At 33.9% G+C, this 16,100-nt stretch carries 16 protein-coding genes; 7 read left to right on the top strand and 9 right to left on the bottom strand.

The window, feature by feature from the left end:
- Positions 1-2 precede the first annotated feature (2 nt).
- From priA to nadC, 5 genes are all read right to left on the bottom strand, one after another.
- Positions 3-2,453, bottom strand: coding sequence for a primosomal protein N' (priA, locus tag ACJJVI_RS10130; RefSeq protein ID WP_317291536.1), 2,451 nt, complete (start codon positions 2,451-2,453; stop codon positions 3-5).
- An 80-nt stretch (positions 2,454-2,533) separates the two neighbouring features.
- Positions 2,534-2,962, bottom strand: a complete 429-nt coding sequence (locus ACJJVI_RS10125; protein ID WP_042271868.1) for a DUF2147 domain-containing protein — start codon at positions 2,960-2,962, stop codon at positions 2,534-2,536.
- 64 nt (positions 2,963-3,026) lie between these two features.
- Positions 3,027-3,593: a chalcone isomerase family protein gene (locus tag ACJJVI_RS10120; RefSeq protein WP_036585078.1), complete on the bottom strand. Its 567-nt coding sequence runs from the start codon at positions 3,591-3,593 to the stop codon at positions 3,027-3,029.
- A gap of 33 nt (positions 3,594-3,626) precedes the next feature.
- Positions 3,627-4,556: a YihY/virulence factor BrkB family protein gene (locus ACJJVI_RS10115; RefSeq protein WP_405351748.1), complete on the bottom strand. Its 930-nt coding sequence runs from the start codon at positions 4,554-4,556 to the stop codon at positions 3,627-3,629.
- A complete protein-coding gene (nadC, locus tag ACJJVI_RS10110; RefSeq protein WP_405351746.1) occupies positions 4,549-5,415 on the bottom strand; it encodes a carboxylating nicotinate-nucleotide diphosphorylase in 867 nt (288 codons plus the stop codon). The genes ACJJVI_RS10115 and nadC overlap by 8 nt, the downstream gene beginning before the upstream one ends.
- A gap of 76 nt (positions 5,416-5,491) precedes the next feature.
- On the opposite strand from nadC, the gene rlmH reads away from it, so the two are divergent.
- The gene (gene rlmH / locus ACJJVI_RS10105) at positions 5,492-5,965 is read left to right on the top strand and encodes a 23S rRNA (pseudouridine(1915)-N(3))-methyltransferase RlmH (protein WP_405351744.1); all 474 of its coding nucleotides are present in this window, start codon (positions 5,492-5,494) and stop codon (positions 5,963-5,965) included.
- 74 nt (positions 5,966-6,039) lie between these two features.
- Positions 6,040-6,765 (top strand): co-chaperone YbbN, encoded by a 726-nt coding sequence (locus ACJJVI_RS10100; protein WP_081866625.1) that lies wholly within the window; start codon positions 6,040-6,042, stop codon positions 6,763-6,765.
- Positions 6,766-6,814: 49 nt separating this feature from the next.
- On the opposite strand, the gene mnmD is transcribed toward ACJJVI_RS10100, so the two are convergent.
- Both mnmD and ACJJVI_RS10090 read right to left on the bottom strand, forming a co-directional pair.
- Positions 6,815-7,483 carry a tRNA (5-methylaminomethyl-2-thiouridine)(34)-methyltransferase MnmD gene (gene mnmD / locus ACJJVI_RS10095; RefSeq protein ID WP_405351742.1) on the bottom strand — a complete coding sequence of 223 codons (669 nt, stop codon included), beginning with the start codon at positions 7,481-7,483 and terminating at the stop codon, positions 6,815-6,817.
- The gene (locus ACJJVI_RS10090; RefSeq protein ID WP_042271857.1) at positions 7,484-8,041 is read right to left on the bottom strand and encodes a DUF4920 domain-containing protein; all 558 of its coding nucleotides are present in this window, start codon (positions 8,039-8,041) and stop codon (positions 7,484-7,486) included. It lies immediately after the preceding gene.
- A gap of 89 nt (positions 8,042-8,130) precedes the next feature.
- Here ACJJVI_RS10090 and ACJJVI_RS10085 point away from each other — a divergent pair, with 89 nt between their 5' ends.
- Positions 8,131-9,192, top strand: coding sequence for a branched-chain amino acid aminotransferase (locus ACJJVI_RS10085; protein WP_042271855.1), 1,062 nt, complete (start codon positions 8,131-8,133; stop codon positions 9,190-9,192).
- Between the two features lie 64 nt (positions 9,193-9,256).
- Here ACJJVI_RS10085 and ACJJVI_RS10080 read toward each other — a convergent pair whose 3' ends face one another.
- Positions 9,257-9,646 carry a nucleoside triphosphate pyrophosphohydrolase family protein gene (locus ACJJVI_RS10080; protein WP_036585064.1) on the bottom strand — a complete coding sequence of 130 codons (390 nt, stop codon included), beginning with the start codon at positions 9,644-9,646 and terminating at the stop codon, positions 9,257-9,259.
- Between the two features lie 51 nt (positions 9,647-9,697).
- Here ACJJVI_RS10080 and ACJJVI_RS10075 point away from each other — a divergent pair, with 51 nt between their 5' ends.
- Together ACJJVI_RS10075 and ACJJVI_RS10070 are read left to right on the top strand one after the other, a co-directional pair.
- Positions 9,698-9,919, top strand: a complete 222-nt coding sequence (locus ACJJVI_RS10075) for a hypothetical protein (protein ID WP_405351739.1) — start codon at positions 9,698-9,700, stop codon at positions 9,917-9,919.
- Between the two features lie 79 nt (positions 9,920-9,998).
- Positions 9,999-11,378 (top strand): DUF5723 family protein, encoded by a 1,380-nt coding sequence (locus ACJJVI_RS10070; RefSeq protein ID WP_042271853.1) that lies wholly within the window; start codon positions 9,999-10,001, stop codon positions 11,376-11,378.
- Positions 11,379-11,478: 100 nt separating this feature from the next.
- Here the strand turns inward: ACJJVI_RS10070 and ACJJVI_RS10065 are convergent, their stop codons facing one another.
- Entirely contained in the window at positions 11,479-13,488 is a 2,010-nt protein-coding gene (locus ACJJVI_RS10065; RefSeq protein ID WP_405351737.1) for a dipeptidyl-peptidase 3 family protein, read from the bottom strand.
- A 198-nt stretch (positions 13,489-13,686) separates the two neighbouring features.
- Between ACJJVI_RS10065 and ACJJVI_RS10060 the strand changes: the two genes are divergently transcribed.
- Both ACJJVI_RS10060 and ACJJVI_RS10055 read left to right on the top strand, forming a co-directional pair.
- Entirely contained in the window at positions 13,687-15,474 is a 1,788-nt protein-coding gene (locus tag ACJJVI_RS10060) for a sensor histidine kinase (RefSeq protein ID WP_081908557.1), read from the top strand.
- Positions 15,471-16,100 carry a response regulator transcription factor gene (locus ACJJVI_RS10055; protein ID WP_036585058.1) on the top strand — a complete coding sequence of 210 codons (630 nt, stop codon included), beginning with the start codon at positions 15,471-15,473 and terminating at the stop codon, positions 16,098-16,100. The genes ACJJVI_RS10060 and ACJJVI_RS10055 overlap by 4 nt, the downstream gene beginning before the upstream one ends.

Raw genomic sequence — 16,100 nt, 5'->3', positions numbered from 1 at the left:
TTTTAGTAACAGTCTACATCTACATTACATCTTACAGAATTGAATCCTTTAATAGATTCAAAACTGCGCTTTACTTTACGGATATAATCTTTTATGGTATTGGGATGATGTTGTTTTCCCATTTTAACCATGACGTGTACTTGATACAAATTACGTACACGAGCTACAGCAGGAAATTCTGGTCCTAACACTTCTACTCCATGCTCAATTTGATTTAATGCGTTTACAAACCATTGTCCTGCCTGTAACGTCGTATTATAATCACGATTTTTAAAAGTTAATCTTATCAATCGCTGATATGGAGGATATTTAAATTGATAACGATCTTCTAATTGGTCTTTAAACATCGCACCATAGTCATAAGTACTAACCTGTTGTAGGATTTGATGCTCTGGATTATAACTCTGAATCAATACTTTGCCACGCTCTGCAGTACGTCCTGCACGTCCAGACACTTGTGTTAATAGATGAAAGCATCTTTCATGTGCTCTAAAGTCTGGAAAATTAAGCATGGTATCTGCACTCAAAACACCGACTAAACTTACATTTCTAAAATCCAAACCTTTAGTAAGCATTTGTGTTCCTACAAGACAATGAACCTCACCAGTATCAATTTGCTCAATAATTTTTTCAATACTATTCTTTCCTCTGGTCGTATCTAAGTCCATACGAGCAATCTTAAGATCTGGAAATAATTCTTTAAATTCTTCTTCAATTTGCTGTGTACCAAAACCTTTAGTATCAAGAGATGTACTAGAGCAAGAAGGACATTCTGGAGGCACAATTGTGTGATAGCCGCAATAATGACATCGCAACTGTTTTTTATATTGATGGAATGTTAAGCTCACATCACAGTTAGGACATTGAGGAGCATTACCACAAGTGTTACATTCTAGGATAGGTGCATATCCACGTCTATTTTGGAATAAAATTACTTGATTATTATTCTTAAAAGCCTCTTGCATTTGCTCTATTAAGCTATCAGAAAAATGACCTTTCATTTTCTTACGCTTATGCTTATCTTTTATATCAATTATTTGAATTTCAGGCATTAACACTTTACCATAACGCTCTTTTAATTCAACTAATCCATATTTTCCTAACGTTGTATTATAATAACTCTCTAATGATGGAGTCGCAGACCCTAATAAGACATCAGCTTTTTTCATATGTCCTAAGACTACCGCTGCATCACGTGCATGATATCGAGGATCTGGATCAAACTGTTTAAAACTCGTTTCATGCTCCTCATCTACAATAATGAGCTTTACATTTTGAAATGGTAATAGAATAGCACTACGAGCTCCTACAATTACATAGGGCTCTTTATTTTCAATAACATGATTCCATACTTCTAATCTTTCATTAAGATTATATCTAGAATGATAAACGAGCACCTGATGTTTGAAATAATGCTTTAAACGAGATATAAGTTGGGTAGTTAAAGCTATCTCTGGTAATAGATATAACACCTGGTTACCTAACTCTAACTGTTCTTGAATAAGTCTTACATAAATTTCGGTTTTACCACTTGATGTGACTCCATGTAACAAAGTTGTTTTACCGGCTGCAAATTGCTCTCTAATCTCATTAAGTGCTTCTTGTTGCGCTGGTTGAAGTTCAAAAAGTTCGCTTCCTTGTTCTTTTTCATCGAGAACACGATCTATAGCTTGTTCTTCTTCAATAAAAATGTTTTTATCTATTAAAGCTTTAATGGTTGCTCTAGAAACTCCTGCTCTATCCTGCAATAATTTTGATGTGACTAATTTGTTTCCTGTTTGTAACATGAATAATGACATTACAGTATCACGCTGTTTTGGCGCTCGAGTCATATCATCTAGCAAATTTTTAAGCTGCTCTTCATCTTTATATCTTTTGTTGAGAAAGATATACTTTACCGTTTTTGGCTTATAAGTAGAATAGACTTCTTCTTGAAGAATGATCCACTCTTGTTCGAGCATCTTTTTAAGAATAGGCAATACAGATTTTCTGTCTAAAATATCCATTACCTCTTTTACCTTCAAGGCTGGTCTATGAAGTAGCGCTTCCATTATTAAGAATTGCTTATCATCTAAAAAATCATCATTAACTTCTGTATCTGGATTTTTAAGAATAATTGTCTCACTCTCCAGTAGTAATGACTTAGGCAATGCAGCACGCATCACTTGACCTATACTACATACATAATATGAGGCTATCCATTCCCAAAACTTTAGTTGATCTTTTGTTACTGTAGGTAACTCATCAACTATGAGTTCAATATCTTTTACCTCATAATTAAGTGGTGGTGATTGATGAATGTGATGAACAATACCAGTGTATATTTTAGATTTTCCAAACGGGACAGCAACACGCATTCCAGGTTCTAAAAAATCAGCCTCGGCAGCAGTAACTCGATAAGCAAAAAGCCTTTCAAGCGGTAATGGTATGATAACATCAATATAATGGGACATAAAAAAATCTACTATGTAAAAATAGTAGATGATTTAAAGTGTTGCATGATAAATATCGGTTATTTATCCAATAATTATTTTTACTTGAGTCTTACCCAAGTCTGTGTGCGATATAAAAATAGAATATATCCTCTAACCATTAACAGATCTGGATTATCCTCATTGAGCCAAATCTTGCAATCGTATGATTTACCATTTTCTGGGTCAAGCACAGTACCATTTTTATAGACCTTACCTTTTGCCTCTAAGTCATTAATAATGACTAGACCTTCAATCGGTGCGTCCTTTAAGTCACCATCACAACTAATACATAGCGGTTTTTCAGGTGCTTCTGGATCAAGTACTTTTAATACTTTACCATAGTATTTCCCATCTTTCTCAAAGATTTCTACATGCGATTTAACAATACCAGATTCTTCGTCAACAGTTTTCCAAACACCCGTGATATCTTGTGAATACGCTTTCGCGAAAGCGATAAAAATAAAAGCTACGGTAATCAATAATCTCATATCTGTAAATTAAAAAACCCACGCAAAGTTACTTCACGTGGGTCATAATATTCTAAAAGTAATATTAAGACTTACCTAACATTCCTTCTTTTAAATCTTCATCTGCTGGATCGTCTCCTAACCAAATTCCGAATAAAGCTCTTTTAAATTCAATACCAGCAATAGTACCTAAAGCTTTACCGTTTTTAGAAACCATTGTCCCTTTTCCTGGTACATAAGCGATTTGAAACTCATCACCTTCTACTATAGCATCTTTAAAAAATCCTATAAATCTTGTAATATCTCCTTTAATTGCAGCACGCTCTGCATCAGTACAGCTATCTTCAAAGCCATCTTCTACAGCACTCTTCATTTTGTCCTGAGTCACTTTACTATCAGTAATATCTAGTGTGATAGCCATAGCTAAATCTGCATCTACTAGTGTAGAGCCATCACCAGACTTGACCGTTGTGTATAAAGCACCTACATATAGATCAAACCATAATTTTTCTCTAAGTCCTGCTCCATTAAGCATCAATTCTTGTCCTTCAACAGTAAGTGATTTTTCAACCTTTACATCATTAATGGTTACTTGAGCATTTGTAGTAAAAGTAGCTACTAAGGCTACCGCTAATAAAATTAATTTTTTCATTGTGATTCTTATTTTGGGTTTTTAAAGATAATATTAAGTATTCAAATTCTGTGCCTTTAATTTTCTTAGTGAAGCATTTAATTCAAAACCTAATAGTAAAATGTTGGAATTGAGCCATATATAAATCATTAAGATTAGTAAAGCACCTATCGATCCATAAATTTCATTATACGAAGTAAAATTATCTATATAAATACCGTAAAGAACTGACAATAAAACAATTAATACTGTAGTTACGGTCGCTCCGATTGAGAAAAATCGAGATTGTCGTCCATCTCTTGTCCCAAAATAATAGAGCACGGCAACAAAGATATAGGTAAGTATTATCACAATTAAATATCTAACAAATACTAGTGTTCCACCTTGACCGGTTTCACTCATAATATTAGATTTACGCAACTCCTCTAGTAAGTATTCCACATAACCAGCTACAATTACCATAATTAAAAGAAAAAAGGTAAGCATCACCGATACGGCAAGTGAAATAGCATATTGCCTAAAAAATCCACGATTGAAATCTGTATGATAAGATCTTTCAAAGCCGTTAAAAACAGCATTAACACCGTTAGACATAAAGATTAATGAAGATACAAATGCGATGGTTAATAAACCTGTATTACCTTGAAGTGCAATTTCTTTAAATATTTGATCAAAAATACTTACCGCTTGTGCTGGTAGTAATTCAATTACAAATTCTAAAAACTCATTCTGAAAATTCTCAATAGGAATAAAAGGTATAAGATTTAATACAAATAGAAGAAAAGGAAATATGGCCATAAAAAAGCTATAGCTAATAGCACTAGCCCTTGCAGAAAAAGCTCCTTGTGCAATTCCTATAATGTAGGTCTCTGCTACATCATAAAGAGTCATCCCTTCTAATCCAGGTATACGTATTTTATTTGCAAGATTAACTGGCCATCTTAAAACCGGTATACGATCTAGTAAATCTTTGGTTTTACTCATGGACCGCTTTAAGACTTAAATCTAAATTATAAACGCTATGTGTTAAAGCGCCACTTGAGATAAAGTCTACTCCACAGGCTGCATATTGAGGTGCGGTGTCTAAAGTGATACCACCGCTACTTTCTGTAAGGCATTGATCACCTATTAGTTCGACAGCTTTGCGTGTATCTTCATAATTAAAATTATCAATAAGAATGCGGTAAACACCATCATTTGTAAGGATCTCTTTAATCTCATTGAGATCCCTGGCCTCAACAATAATCTTCAAATCACGATTAGTATCTTTAAGATATTGTTGCGTTTTTTGGATCGCTTTACTAACACCACCGGCAAAATCTATATGATTATCCTTAAGCATGATTACATCATAAAGGCCAAATCTATGATTAACTCCACCACCAATCTTTACAGCCCATTTTTCAAGTACTCTAATACCAGGCGTCGTTTTTCTAGTATCAAGTATTTTTGTTTTTGTACCTTCTAAAGCATCAACAAAAGTTCTTGTTTTAGTAGCAATAGCACTCATGCGCTGCATTGCGTTTAATGCTAAACGTTCTGCCTTTAAAATAGACTGTGATGAACCTGTTACATAAAACGCCTCGTCACCATATTTTACAGGACTGCCATCCTCTATTCTCACATCAATCTTTAAATCCGGATCTACTTCATGAAATACAGCTTTTGCAAATTCTACACCAGCAAGAATACCATCATCTTTTACTAATAAACGGGCTTTACCTGTCGCTGTTCTAGGAATACAGGATAAGCTACTGTGATCTCCATCACCTACATCTTCTCTTAAGGCATTAGTGATAATGCGTTTAATTTCTTCCTTAAATGCTGTGCTTCCGTATTCCATTAGTATATTTTATTAATCAAAAATAAGCTAAACATCTGTTTTTACATATTGTTAAAATGCAATTAACTTTGTCAATATGAAAATTACACTCCTAGCCGTAGGCAAAACAGATGATTCTCGAATCGAACAACTTACACAGATGTATGTCGATCGCCTAAAGCATTATATAAACTTTGAATTAGAAATAATTCCAGATTTAAAAAAAACAAAAAATCTGAGTGAAGATCAACAGAAAAATGAGGAAGGCAAACTAATCTTAAATAAACTTGAAAAAAGTGATTTTGTCACCCTTCTAGATGAAAGAGGTAAAAAACTATCCAGTCTTCAATTTGCTGAGTTAATTAACAAACGTAGTGTATCAGGCTTAAAAAGGCTGGTCTTCATAATAGGAGGCCCTTATGGATTTTCTAGTGATGTTTATCAAAGAGCAAATTCAAAATTATCTTTGAGTGACATGACTTTTTCTCATCAAATGGTACGGTTATTTGGCACAGAACAAATTTATAGAGCTTTTACTATTCTAAGAAATGAGCCTTATCATCATGAGTAAATAAAAATACCCCATAAAGGGTATGTCTATTTTCTACAAAAATTTGTTAATTGCAGATTATAAACCAACGAATTATGAAAAACCTTCTATTATTAATGCTTGGAATGCTTTCTTTACAAGCAATTGCTCAAATTGAAATTAATGATGATAATGCCGAAGAAAAATTACTAATAAATAATGATAAACTTATCATTGTAGACTTTTATGCTACGTGGTGTGGTCCATGTAAAAGAATGGATCCGATTATAGAACGTCTCGCTGAAAAATATGGTGACCGTATTTCTATCTACAAAATTGATGTTGATGAAAATGAGGTTGATGACGCTTTAAGTGTCACGTCAATACCAACTTATTACTTTATAAAAAATAAGGAAACTCTAGATTATATGGAAGGTGCTATGTCTGAAGAAGATTTTGAAGATCTTATCATTGAACATGGTGGTTTTTCAAGTAGTTCTTCAAATGCTGGGAATTCTGAAGGTACAGAAGGTGAATATAGTCAAGACAGTATAGATGCGATATGGTATGATAGCAACGCTTTAAATAGTAAAGCATGGCATGCTTATCTAGAACACTCTGAAATTGATGTTTTATTAAAATCTATTAAGATGGTAAAACGATCTATAGAGTTAGATGCTAACTACAATAATACCGATACTTATGCAGCATTATTATATAAGACAGGTCGATATGATGAAGCATGGAAACAAGCTAAAGCAGCTATTTTACTAGCTAAAGAAGAAGACGTAAGTTATAGTAGCACGCAAGAATTATTACTTAAGATTGTAGATAAAATGTAAATTATCAAACACCAGTAAAAAAGCCGTTCTACACATAGAACGGCTTTTTTTATGTCATTTTTCTTCCTCTTAACATCTCACGTTTGCCTGGTGGACCAGGTAACCTCTCTATGATAAAGCCTGCTTCTTGCATATTTCTACGCGCTTGACCTTGTGCACAATAGGTAGTTAAAATTCCTTCGGGCTTTAATGCTTTAAAAGCTGCATTAAATATATCTACCGTCCACAATTCAGGTTGAACTCTAGGCCCAAAAGCATCAAAGTAGATAATGTCAAAACGTGACACATCATTAATCTGATCAAATTTTTTCTCTAACTTTTTAATAGTAAACTGATCTGTAAGCTGCACAGATTGCTCCCATTCACATTGATGAAGTTTTTCATACAATACTTGATTTCCTAACAACTGTCCATAATTAACTTCAACAGCTTCAGATACAGCTATAGGAAAAGCTTCTACGGCGGTGTAATAAATAGAGTGTTCAGTTGGAAACTGTGCCGTAATCATAGCGTTAAGTCCAGTCCCTAAACCATATTCTAATATAGAAATAGGTTGTGTTTGTTCACGCTTTCGCGAAAGCGTATCCTTAAGACCCATCTCTATAAAAACATGAAGCGCCTCTTGTAAGGCGCCATGTTTTGAATGATATTGTTCATTCCACTCTGGCATATGAATAGTTTTGGAACCATCGCCAGTAGTGATTATTTCACGTTTCATCTACTCTTCTGTAGTAGGTTCCATACCTTCTACATCTGGATTTTCAAATTCTTCCACCAAAGCACCGTCTGCCATAAAAGCATAGGTTACTTTGTCCTCAGTAATCTTTGCTATTTCTTCTTCACTTTCTCCAGCGTCTTGTGCATAATGAATCAACTCATCTTTAGGAGTAACACTTTTATAAGCCTTACCTCTTAAAATAACTTCTTTATCTGTACCATTTTTAGGCAAAAAGAAACCATAGTCTTTAAATTTTACAAAAGCAGACTCTGTATCATTAACAGGTAATTTAATCCAGCATCCTTTATTGACACATACCTCTTGAATCATTCCTTTTACTTTAACTTGCATGGTATCTCCTTCTTTCATCCCTTCATAAAAGCTACCTAACTTTGCCGCTTCAATGGCGTCAGATGCGTCAATTTTTTCTCCATAGCTCATATAAGCCATTTCTTGAACTTGCTCATCGTTGACAGCTGGTGTCATGTCTTCTTTTACCTCTTCTTTACATCCTACCATAGCAGCTGCTGCTAGTAAGGCGAATACAATTTTTTTCATAATGTTGATAGTTTAATGCAAATTTAAGAATTCGTTTAGGTAATTGATGTATAGATATCCAGTATCTTTGCAAAAAACTTTGACAAGCCATGACAGACGCCTACGAAATCGTTATCGATAAGATTCAAGAATCAAAATTAAGCCATACTGATTTTGATAATTTGACATTCGGTAAAACATTTACAGACCACATGCTAGAGTGTACATGGCGTGATGGTAAATGGGAAACTGCTGTTATAAAACCTTACGGCCCTATAATGGTAGAGCCTAGTTGCAAGGTATTCCATTATGGACAAGCGATTTTTGAAGGAATGAAGGCGTTTAAAGATGATGCTGGAGATGTTTTTCTTTTTCGCCCAGAAGATAACTGGATACGTTTTAATGAAAGTGCAAAGCGTCTAGCAATGCCAGAAGTACCTGAAGAAGTATTTATTGAAGGTCTTAAAACACTTGTCAATTTAGATAAAGATTGGGTACGTCATGGTGAAGGATTATCTCTTTACTTACGACCTTTTATGATTGCTAGTGAAAATGGTGTGGCAGCTGCCCCATCAACTGAATATAAATTTATGATTGTAATGTCTCCTGCATTTGCTTATTACAAAGGTGATGTAAGAGTTATTATCGCGTCTGATTATTCTCGTGCTGCAGATGGTGGTGTAGGATATGCCAAAGCAGCAGGAAACTATGCGGCTAGCTTCTACCCTAATAATCTTGCACTAGCAGAAGGTTATCAACAAATCATTTGGACTGATGCTGCCTCTCATGAATATCTAGAAGAAGCAGGCACGATGAACATTTTTGTTCGTATAGGAGATACACTTTTAACGGCACCTAATAATGATCGTATTCTTAATGGAGTTACCAGACGTAGTGTTCTACAGTTAGCGAAAGATGCAGGTTTAACAATTGAGGAACGCAGAATAAGTGTTAAAGAACTTAATGAAGCTGCACAAAACGGCAGCCTTAAAGAAATATTTGGATCTGGTACCGCTGCGGTTATTGTACCTATTAAAGGTTACAAGCATAAAGATTTTAAATATGAGCTTCCTATTTTAGAAGACAGCTATGCAGAACAGTTTAAAACTGCTTTAAAAGATATACAATACAATCGTGCAGATGATCAGCACGGTTGGAGAGTAAAAATATAAGTAAATAAAATATCCTAATTCAAAAAAAGCCATCAACTAATGATGGCTTTTTTTTGATAATACTTTATGAAGTCTTTAAAATCTTCTCAAAATTAGGTTTGAAATAATTAGGCCCTTTAAGTACTTTACCATCCTCACGATAAATAGGTTTTCCATCTTCTCCCAATTTACTCATATTAGATCTTTGTATTTCATCAAATACATCTTCAATAACGTCTTGCATACCATGCTCTATAATAGTACCGCAAAGTATATATAGCATATCACCCAATGCATCTGCAACCTCTACTAAATCATTGTTTTGTGCAGCCTCAAGATATTCCTCATTTTCCTCTTTCATTAATTCAAAACGTAATTTATTTCGACGTTCTGTAATATCACCTTGTGGTTGATGATTCATTCCTAGTTTAAATGCTGTGTGAAATTCTTCTACTGCTTTAATTTGTTTCTTCATGTGCTGTTATTGATAAGATCGTGTTGTAATTTTGTCAAAAATAGTTATTCTATGTCTCATTTATTATTACTTGCAAAAGACTCTATGTTCTCTAGTGGTCAAATTACCTTTGGTATTATATTCTTTATTGCTTTTGTAATAATCATATCATTCATGTATTTGAAAGATAAAGGAATGCATAAAAAAAACTATAAAGGCGTTAAATGGATTCTTGTAGGCTTTATAGCCTTCATTCTTTTACTTTTCATTATTAAAGTCTCCCTAAAAAGTTAAGTTACATTTTAAATATACCCTTTAAAGGGTATTGACTTGAAGCATTGATTAGGTTTAATTTTGAATTTAAACTTAACCAATGAGAAAATTATTTTATAGTGCTATAGTGTTCTTAATAAGCTTTTTAAGTATCGCACAAAGTTATTCTGGAAAAGAAACTGATAATTATTCAGGCATTACTAGCCTTTCTTTTAATCCTGCAAATCTGGCAGATTCAAGATTTAAAACGGATATTAATTTATTTCAAGTATCCTCTACAACCTCTAATGATTACTATGCTTTCAACTTTTCAGAACTTTTTAATGATGCTAGCGGTATCAGTTTTGAAGAATCTGGAATGCGTTTCCCTAGTCAAAATAATAATGTGTATCAAAACTTAGATGTACTAGGACCATCTTTTCTTTTTAATCTATCAGATAAGCATAGTCTAGCTATATCGACTCGTGTTAGAGGTTATTTAAATTTAAGAGAGGTAAATGGTAATCTATTTGAAACCTTACAAGATGGCGATATCCTCAATAAAGACTTTAACATCGATATGGAAAACCTTAATGGTACCGCACATGCCTGGGCAGAGGCTGGATTAACCTACGGATTTGTAGTGATGAATAAAAAAAATCATTTCTTAAAAGCTGGTGTAACAGCAAAATATTTATTGGGAGCTGGTGGCTTTTTCATGAACTCAAATAGTATCAATGGTTCTTATGATTCTGTTGCTGAAACTATATCTGCAAATGGTGATTTATCATATGCCGCTGCTAATTCGACAGATGAAGATGACGACTTTGATTTTGGTAACGGTAGTTCAAGTATAGGTGGTGATATTGGTTTAATTTATGAGTATCGTCCAGAACTTAAAAAGGACCGTAAATTAGACTCACTAGCTTTAAGAGGTCATAATCAATACCGCCTTAAACTAGGTTTAAGTATAACTGATATAGGAAGCATTACTTATCAAGACGTCAATATCGACACATACTCTGTATCTGGTACGGTAAGTGCTTCAGATTTTGACGAGGATTTTGAACAAGGTCTTGAAGACAATTATTCTTTTATTTCTAATACACAGGATGTGACTGTTCAATTACCTACTGCTCTCAGATATGCCATAGACCTACGCGTTGATCGCAATATTTACATTGCTGCAACAGGCGCTGTGGGATTAAATGCATCGACAGATCCTTATAGTAATAATCAATTGAATTACACAACTATAGTTCCTAGATATGAATCAAGACTATTTACATTATATACTAATATTAGTTTTGTAGAATATGCTGATATGACTTGGGGCGCAGGATTAAGGTTTGGCCCATTGAGCTTTGGTTCTGGATCTATTCTTAGTAACCTTATTTCAGAAGATTCTCAAGCTGCTGATTTTTATATAGGTCTCAAAATACCATTCCATCATCGTTTAAAATCAAAAAAGCAAAAGAATAAATTTAAAGAGTTGATCTAAAAGAAATCAAAAAACTATTTTATTTAAACCAAAGTAAAGAGGCTCATAAAAAGATTTTATAATCTTTTTATGAGCCTCTTAAATTTTAAACTATAACTGATTAGTCTAGATGACCATACTTTTCTGAATACATCAACATTTGATCTGCAAACGTCTCTGGTTGTTCGATGGTAAACGATGTAATCTCATCACCTTCCATAATTGGTGTAATCATAGGATTTACAAAACCTCTATAAGCTGGTGTTTTAAATTGACTATTACGATCTAACACCTCACGATGTAAATCTTGATCTACCTTAACACCATAGTCTTCAACTAGTGCTTGTGCAGCCTCAAAATCACCTTCACTAGTAATACGTTGAGTCTCTCTCAATAATTCACCAAAAAGTGTTCTCAACTTTTCGTAATCTTTAATGTCATAATAGGTCTTTCCGTCTTTAGTTACTTTTTCAATAACATTATCTTCTAGTCCTCTTTCATAAACCCATGCACTCACCCATTGTCTATTACGCATATGGTCTTCTTCTACATCTTGACCTAACTCTAAACGTACTAATTGAGAAATCAATCCATTTCTTATATAACCATCATATGCAGCTGTTCCAGTTTTTTTCCAATCTTTTACAAGACCTAGCTCTTCTAGTTTAGGGTCCATTAAGTAATATAGACCAAATAAATCGGCTCTACCTTCCTCAATAGTAGATTTATAACTTTTTAAAGTTTCTTTAGGCGTTGCAACACCTTCATTAATTTGTCCAGATGCGTGACCTACTACTTCATGTAATGCAGTATGTAATTTATCTGCAAGCGCACCATATTCTTTTTCAAGTGCAATCTCTTCATCATCAAAGGCAAATTCTTCTAATCTACCTGAGCTACCAGAACTACCATAAGCCTCGATAATGTTACCTAAAGAAACCGATTTACTACCATGCACTTCTCTAATCCATACATTATTAGGTAAATTAACTCCTATTGGAGTCGCAGGGCTAGCATCTCCAGCCTCACCTGCCACATTTACCGTTTTATAACTTACACCGGTAACTTTCTCCTTTTTATGTTCATCCATTAAAGGCGAGTTATCTTCAAACCATTGAGCATTCGAACTTAACACTTCCATCTTACGTGACATATCAAAATCCTTAATCTGTACAATAGTTTCATAACTACCCTTATATGCGATAGGATCATTATAAACTTCTACAAAACCTGTTATCCAGTCTACTGCACCATCTGTTGATTTAGACCATACAATAGCGTATTCATCCCATTTATGTAAATCACCTGTTTCATAATACTCTATAAGCAAACCTATAGCTTTTGCTTGTTCAACGGTTTCTGCCACTCCTTGAGCTTTTTGCAACCAGTAAATCATTTGATCCATCGCTGGACCATATAAACCGCCACTTTTGTAAGCTTTCTCTACGAGTTTACCATTCTCTTTTACAAGTTGAGAATTTAATCCCACTTCAATAGGTTCATTAGGGTCGACATTAATACTTTTATAATATGCTCTGGCTTCTTCCTCAGTTACATCAGGACCATAAAAATTTACCGCACTCGCTAGTACAATATCTTTTCCTTTTGCTTTATCAACTTTTTTAGCATCTTGATCATTAAACATGACCATCCACACGTCTTCAGCTATAGTCACATTAGTCTGTGCCATTAAACGCTTAAAATAGTCCTCATCAAATCCTGGTTTCATCTTATCCATACTGTAGTGATGATGGATTCCATTTGCAAACCATACTCTATGAAGATAAATTTCAAACTCTTTCCAGTCTACATCATTTACATCACCTTTATAAGACGTGTAAATAGATTCTAGACCTTTACGCAGTTCTAGATTATGGCGATAATTTTGATCCCAGATAATATCTCTACCACTCAATCCTGCCTGAGTTAAATAATAAACAAGTTTTTGTTGTTGAAGATTTAATTCTTCCCATCCTGGGATTTGATATCTTAAAACTCCTATGTCAGCAAATTCAGTCACATCATAGCTAAATTCTGTAACAGGAGCCTCCATTGTTTCAGGTACTTTATCATTACAAGAAATTAACGCTGTTGTTGCTAGTACGATGCTAGCAATCTTTAAATATTTCATAAAATACAATTGTTTAAAATGATTTAATGGTTTGGATTACGCTTTCGCGAAAGCGTAACATGATAACCCATACTAAATGAAACCAAATTTAAGAAAATAAACAAGTAGTAATTAACGTGTAGGAATAGATTTTATAAGAGGAAGATTCCTAACCGATAGTTTATTATATTTGAAAGTATAACGTTCCCTACTTATATAATGGCTCGACTTTTCCCTTACAATCACCAATCGACAACTCGATTTATAATCACTATCGTGTTAATCCTTACATCTATTCAGCAGGTTATTGCGCAAGCACAACCACTAGATAGTGTCATGAATATATTGAACCGTAATGACATCGCGCAATTAAGAGAAATAGTAAAAAATCACGATGTTAATGACCTAAATAAAAGTGATCAAGCACTTTATTTTCTAGCTACTGGCGGTATTAAATGTGCCATAGATGATTTTGAAAATGCTTATAAAGATTTACAAAAAGCAAAAAATCATTCTGATGATAAGCGTGTCATTTTTATGGCAAACGACTATATGATGGAACTTAGTAATTCAGCATCAGAATTACAGGTAGCGCCAGAGTCGCTAATGATTGAAAATCTATCTATCGCGACAGAGCTTAACGACCCTACTCTTTTGATTAAAAGTAAATTCTATTTCATGTTCAAAGAAATACAATTGGGTAATTATGCACAAGCACAAAATATTTGTTATGAGATGAGAAACATAAGTATCGAGAATGATTTAAAACAAGAATTGATTGATACCGAATTTAATCTAGGAACCTTACATTACTATCAGGCACAAAATGATTCTGCTTTATTCTATTATCAAAAAAATCTTGCAGACGTCATTGCAAAAAAAGACACTTTTGATATCGCTGTGAGACTTAATAATCTAGCCATGTTACAAATGGCTATAGGTAAAAATCAAGCTGCGGTAGATAATTTAATTGAAGCCAAAGAACTGATTAAAAATAAAAACGATAAAGAATTAAGTGTAGGCTTGTTGCGCAACATAGCCGATGCTCAAACGGCTGCTGGTAATTACAAAGAAGCAATTGATTACTACAATCAGTTCATATCAGAAGAGGATTCTTTGGAACGTAGTGACATCGCTCAAAACTTAAAGGAACTACAGACCAAATATGAAACAGCAGAAAAAGATCTTGAAAACGCTGAGCTAACTGCTAAAAACCTGACTAGTAAGAACAAAATTTATTTATTGCTCTTTATTCTTGCCTGTATTACGGGAATAGGTGCTTATCTATTTAATAGAATGAGACAAAAGCAAAAATTACTTGCCGCACAAGCTGAAGCTCAAAAACAAAGAGAAGAAAAATTACTGCGTGATCAAGAATTAGCAGGTATTGATGCCATGATCACTGGACAGGAAAAAGAACGTAAGAAAATCGCTCAAGATTTACATGACGATATAGGCAGTTCCTTGACTACTGCTCGTATGTGTATTGAAAATGTTATAGGTAAAAGTAATCAAGTAGAAAATAAAAAAATACTAGAAAACGCCTATGATTTATTGAATGACACGTATACTAAAGTTCGCAATATATCACACGCTCAAAAAAGTAGTGTTCTAAGTTCACATGGTTTAATAGGTACATTAGAGCAACTTGCTAGCCGTATTAACGCCGGTAAGTCCATACAGGTTGAAGTTATACATCATGGTTTACAAGGTAATTTAAGCAATAGTATGGAGTTAGGTCTTTTTAGAATTATTCAAGAACTGCTCAACAACACTATCAAACATGCCGAAGCACAAAACGCAAGCATTATATTAACTGGCTATGAGGACCATGTAAGTATTATGGTGGAAGATGATGGTAATGGTTTTATTCCAGAAAATTTAAATAATAATGGAACAGGTCTTGATAGCATTAATACTAGAGTTCAAAACTTAGATGGTACTATGGAAATTGATACTAAACTAAAACGTGGAACCACTATTAATATTGAAATTCCCCTAGTATGATATTTATAACTATTGCCGAAGATCACATCTCGCTCAGTGATGGTCTTAAGGTTTTTCTAGAACAAGATTCTAATATCGAGGTCATAGGGAACGCGCCTAACGGAAAAGAAATGTTAGAAATGCTCAAGTTTGTAAAACCACAAGTGGTACTTACAGATATTAACATGCCTATTATGAATGGTGTTGAGTTATGCACTGCTATTAAATCTTTAAATAAAAACATTAAAGTAATCGCTTTAAGTATGTATGATAATCCTGGCGCCATTAAGGAGATGATAGATGCAGGTGCAGATGGATATGTCCTTAAAATAAGTCCCTTAACAGAACTTAAGAAAGCGATTGAAACAGTCGCATCTGGTAAAAATTACTTTGATCAAGCAATTGACCTTGAAGAGGTCAATAAAAAAGAACAAAATGATGATGTACAACCTTTATCGCGCAGCGAGACTGAAATCCTGAAGCTTATTGCATTAGGAAAAACATCTGCAGAGATTGCCGAAGAAAGACAAACCGCAGTGAGTACCGTTGTTAAACATAGAAAAAATATGATTCATAAATTACAATTAGAAGGTAAAAATGAGCTCTACAAATATGCCTTACAACGTTATGGCCATTATAACCAGTAA

Origin of the sequence: Nonlabens sp. Asnod3-H03, assembly GCF_045063665.1 — a bacterium.
GTDB classification, from domain to species: domain Bacteria; phylum Bacteroidota; class Bacteroidia; order Flavobacteriales; family Flavobacteriaceae; genus Nonlabens; species Nonlabens ulvanivorans.
The sequence above is the reverse complement of the archived record's forward strand: the minus strand, read 5'-3'. Positions and strand labels throughout refer to the sequence as shown.

Excerpts from the sequence above, each read along its gene's own strand:
- ACJJVI_RS10080 (WP_036585064.1), bottom strand. The coding sequence starts at position 9,646 with ATGAAGAAACAAATTAAAGCAGTAGAAGAATTTCACACAGCATTTAAA.
- mnmD (WP_405351742.1), bottom strand. The coding sequence starts at position 7,483 with ATGAAACGTGAAATAATCACTACTGGCGATGGTTCCAAAACTATTCAT.
- ACJJVI_RS10100 (WP_081866625.1), top strand. The coding sequence starts at position 6,040 with ATGAAAAACCTTCTATTATTAATGCTTGGAATGCTTTCTTTACAAGCA.
- ACJJVI_RS10070 (WP_042271853.1), top strand. The coding sequence starts at position 9,999 with ATGAGAAAATTATTTTATAGTGCTATAGTGTTCTTAATAAGCTTTTTA.
- ACJJVI_RS10120 (WP_036585078.1), bottom strand. The coding sequence starts at position 3,593 with ATGAAAAAATTAATTTTATTAGCGGTAGCCTTAGTAGCTACTTTTACT.
- ACJJVI_RS10115 (WP_405351748.1), bottom strand. The coding sequence starts at position 4,556 with ATGAGTAAAACCAAAGATTTACTAGATCGTATACCGGTTTTAAGATGG.
- ACJJVI_RS10055 (WP_036585058.1), top strand. The coding sequence starts at position 15,471 with ATGATATTTATAACTATTGCCGAAGATCACATCTCGCTCAGTGATGGT.
- priA (WP_317291536.1), bottom strand. The coding sequence starts at position 2,453 with ATGTCCCATTATATTGATGTTATCATACCATTACCGCTTGAAAGGCTT.
- ACJJVI_RS10125 (WP_042271868.1), bottom strand. The coding sequence starts at position 2,962 with ATGAGATTATTGATTACCGTAGCTTTTATTTTTATCGCTTTCGCGAAA.
- rlmH (WP_405351744.1), top strand. The coding sequence starts at position 5,492 with ATGAAAATTACACTCCTAGCCGTAGGCAAAACAGATGATTCTCGAATC.
- ACJJVI_RS10090 (WP_042271857.1), bottom strand. The coding sequence starts at position 8,041 with ATGAAAAAAATTGTATTCGCCTTACTAGCAGCAGCTGCTATGGTAGGA.
- ACJJVI_RS10060 (WP_081908557.1), top strand. The coding sequence starts at position 13,687 with ATGGCTCGACTTTTCCCTTACAATCACCAATCGACAACTCGATTTATA.
- ACJJVI_RS10075 (WP_405351739.1), top strand. The coding sequence starts at position 9,698 with ATGTCTCATTTATTATTACTTGCAAAAGACTCTATGTTCTCTAGTGGT.
- nadC (WP_405351746.1), bottom strand. The coding sequence starts at position 5,415 with ATGGAATACGGAAGCACAGCATTTAAGGAAGAAATTAAACGCATTATC.
- ACJJVI_RS10065 (WP_405351737.1), bottom strand. The coding sequence starts at position 13,488 with ATGAAATATTTAAAGATTGCTAGCATCGTACTAGCAACAACAGCGTTA.
- ACJJVI_RS10085 (WP_042271855.1), top strand. The coding sequence starts at position 8,131 with ATGACAGACGCCTACGAAATCGTTATCGATAAGATTCAAGAATCAAAA.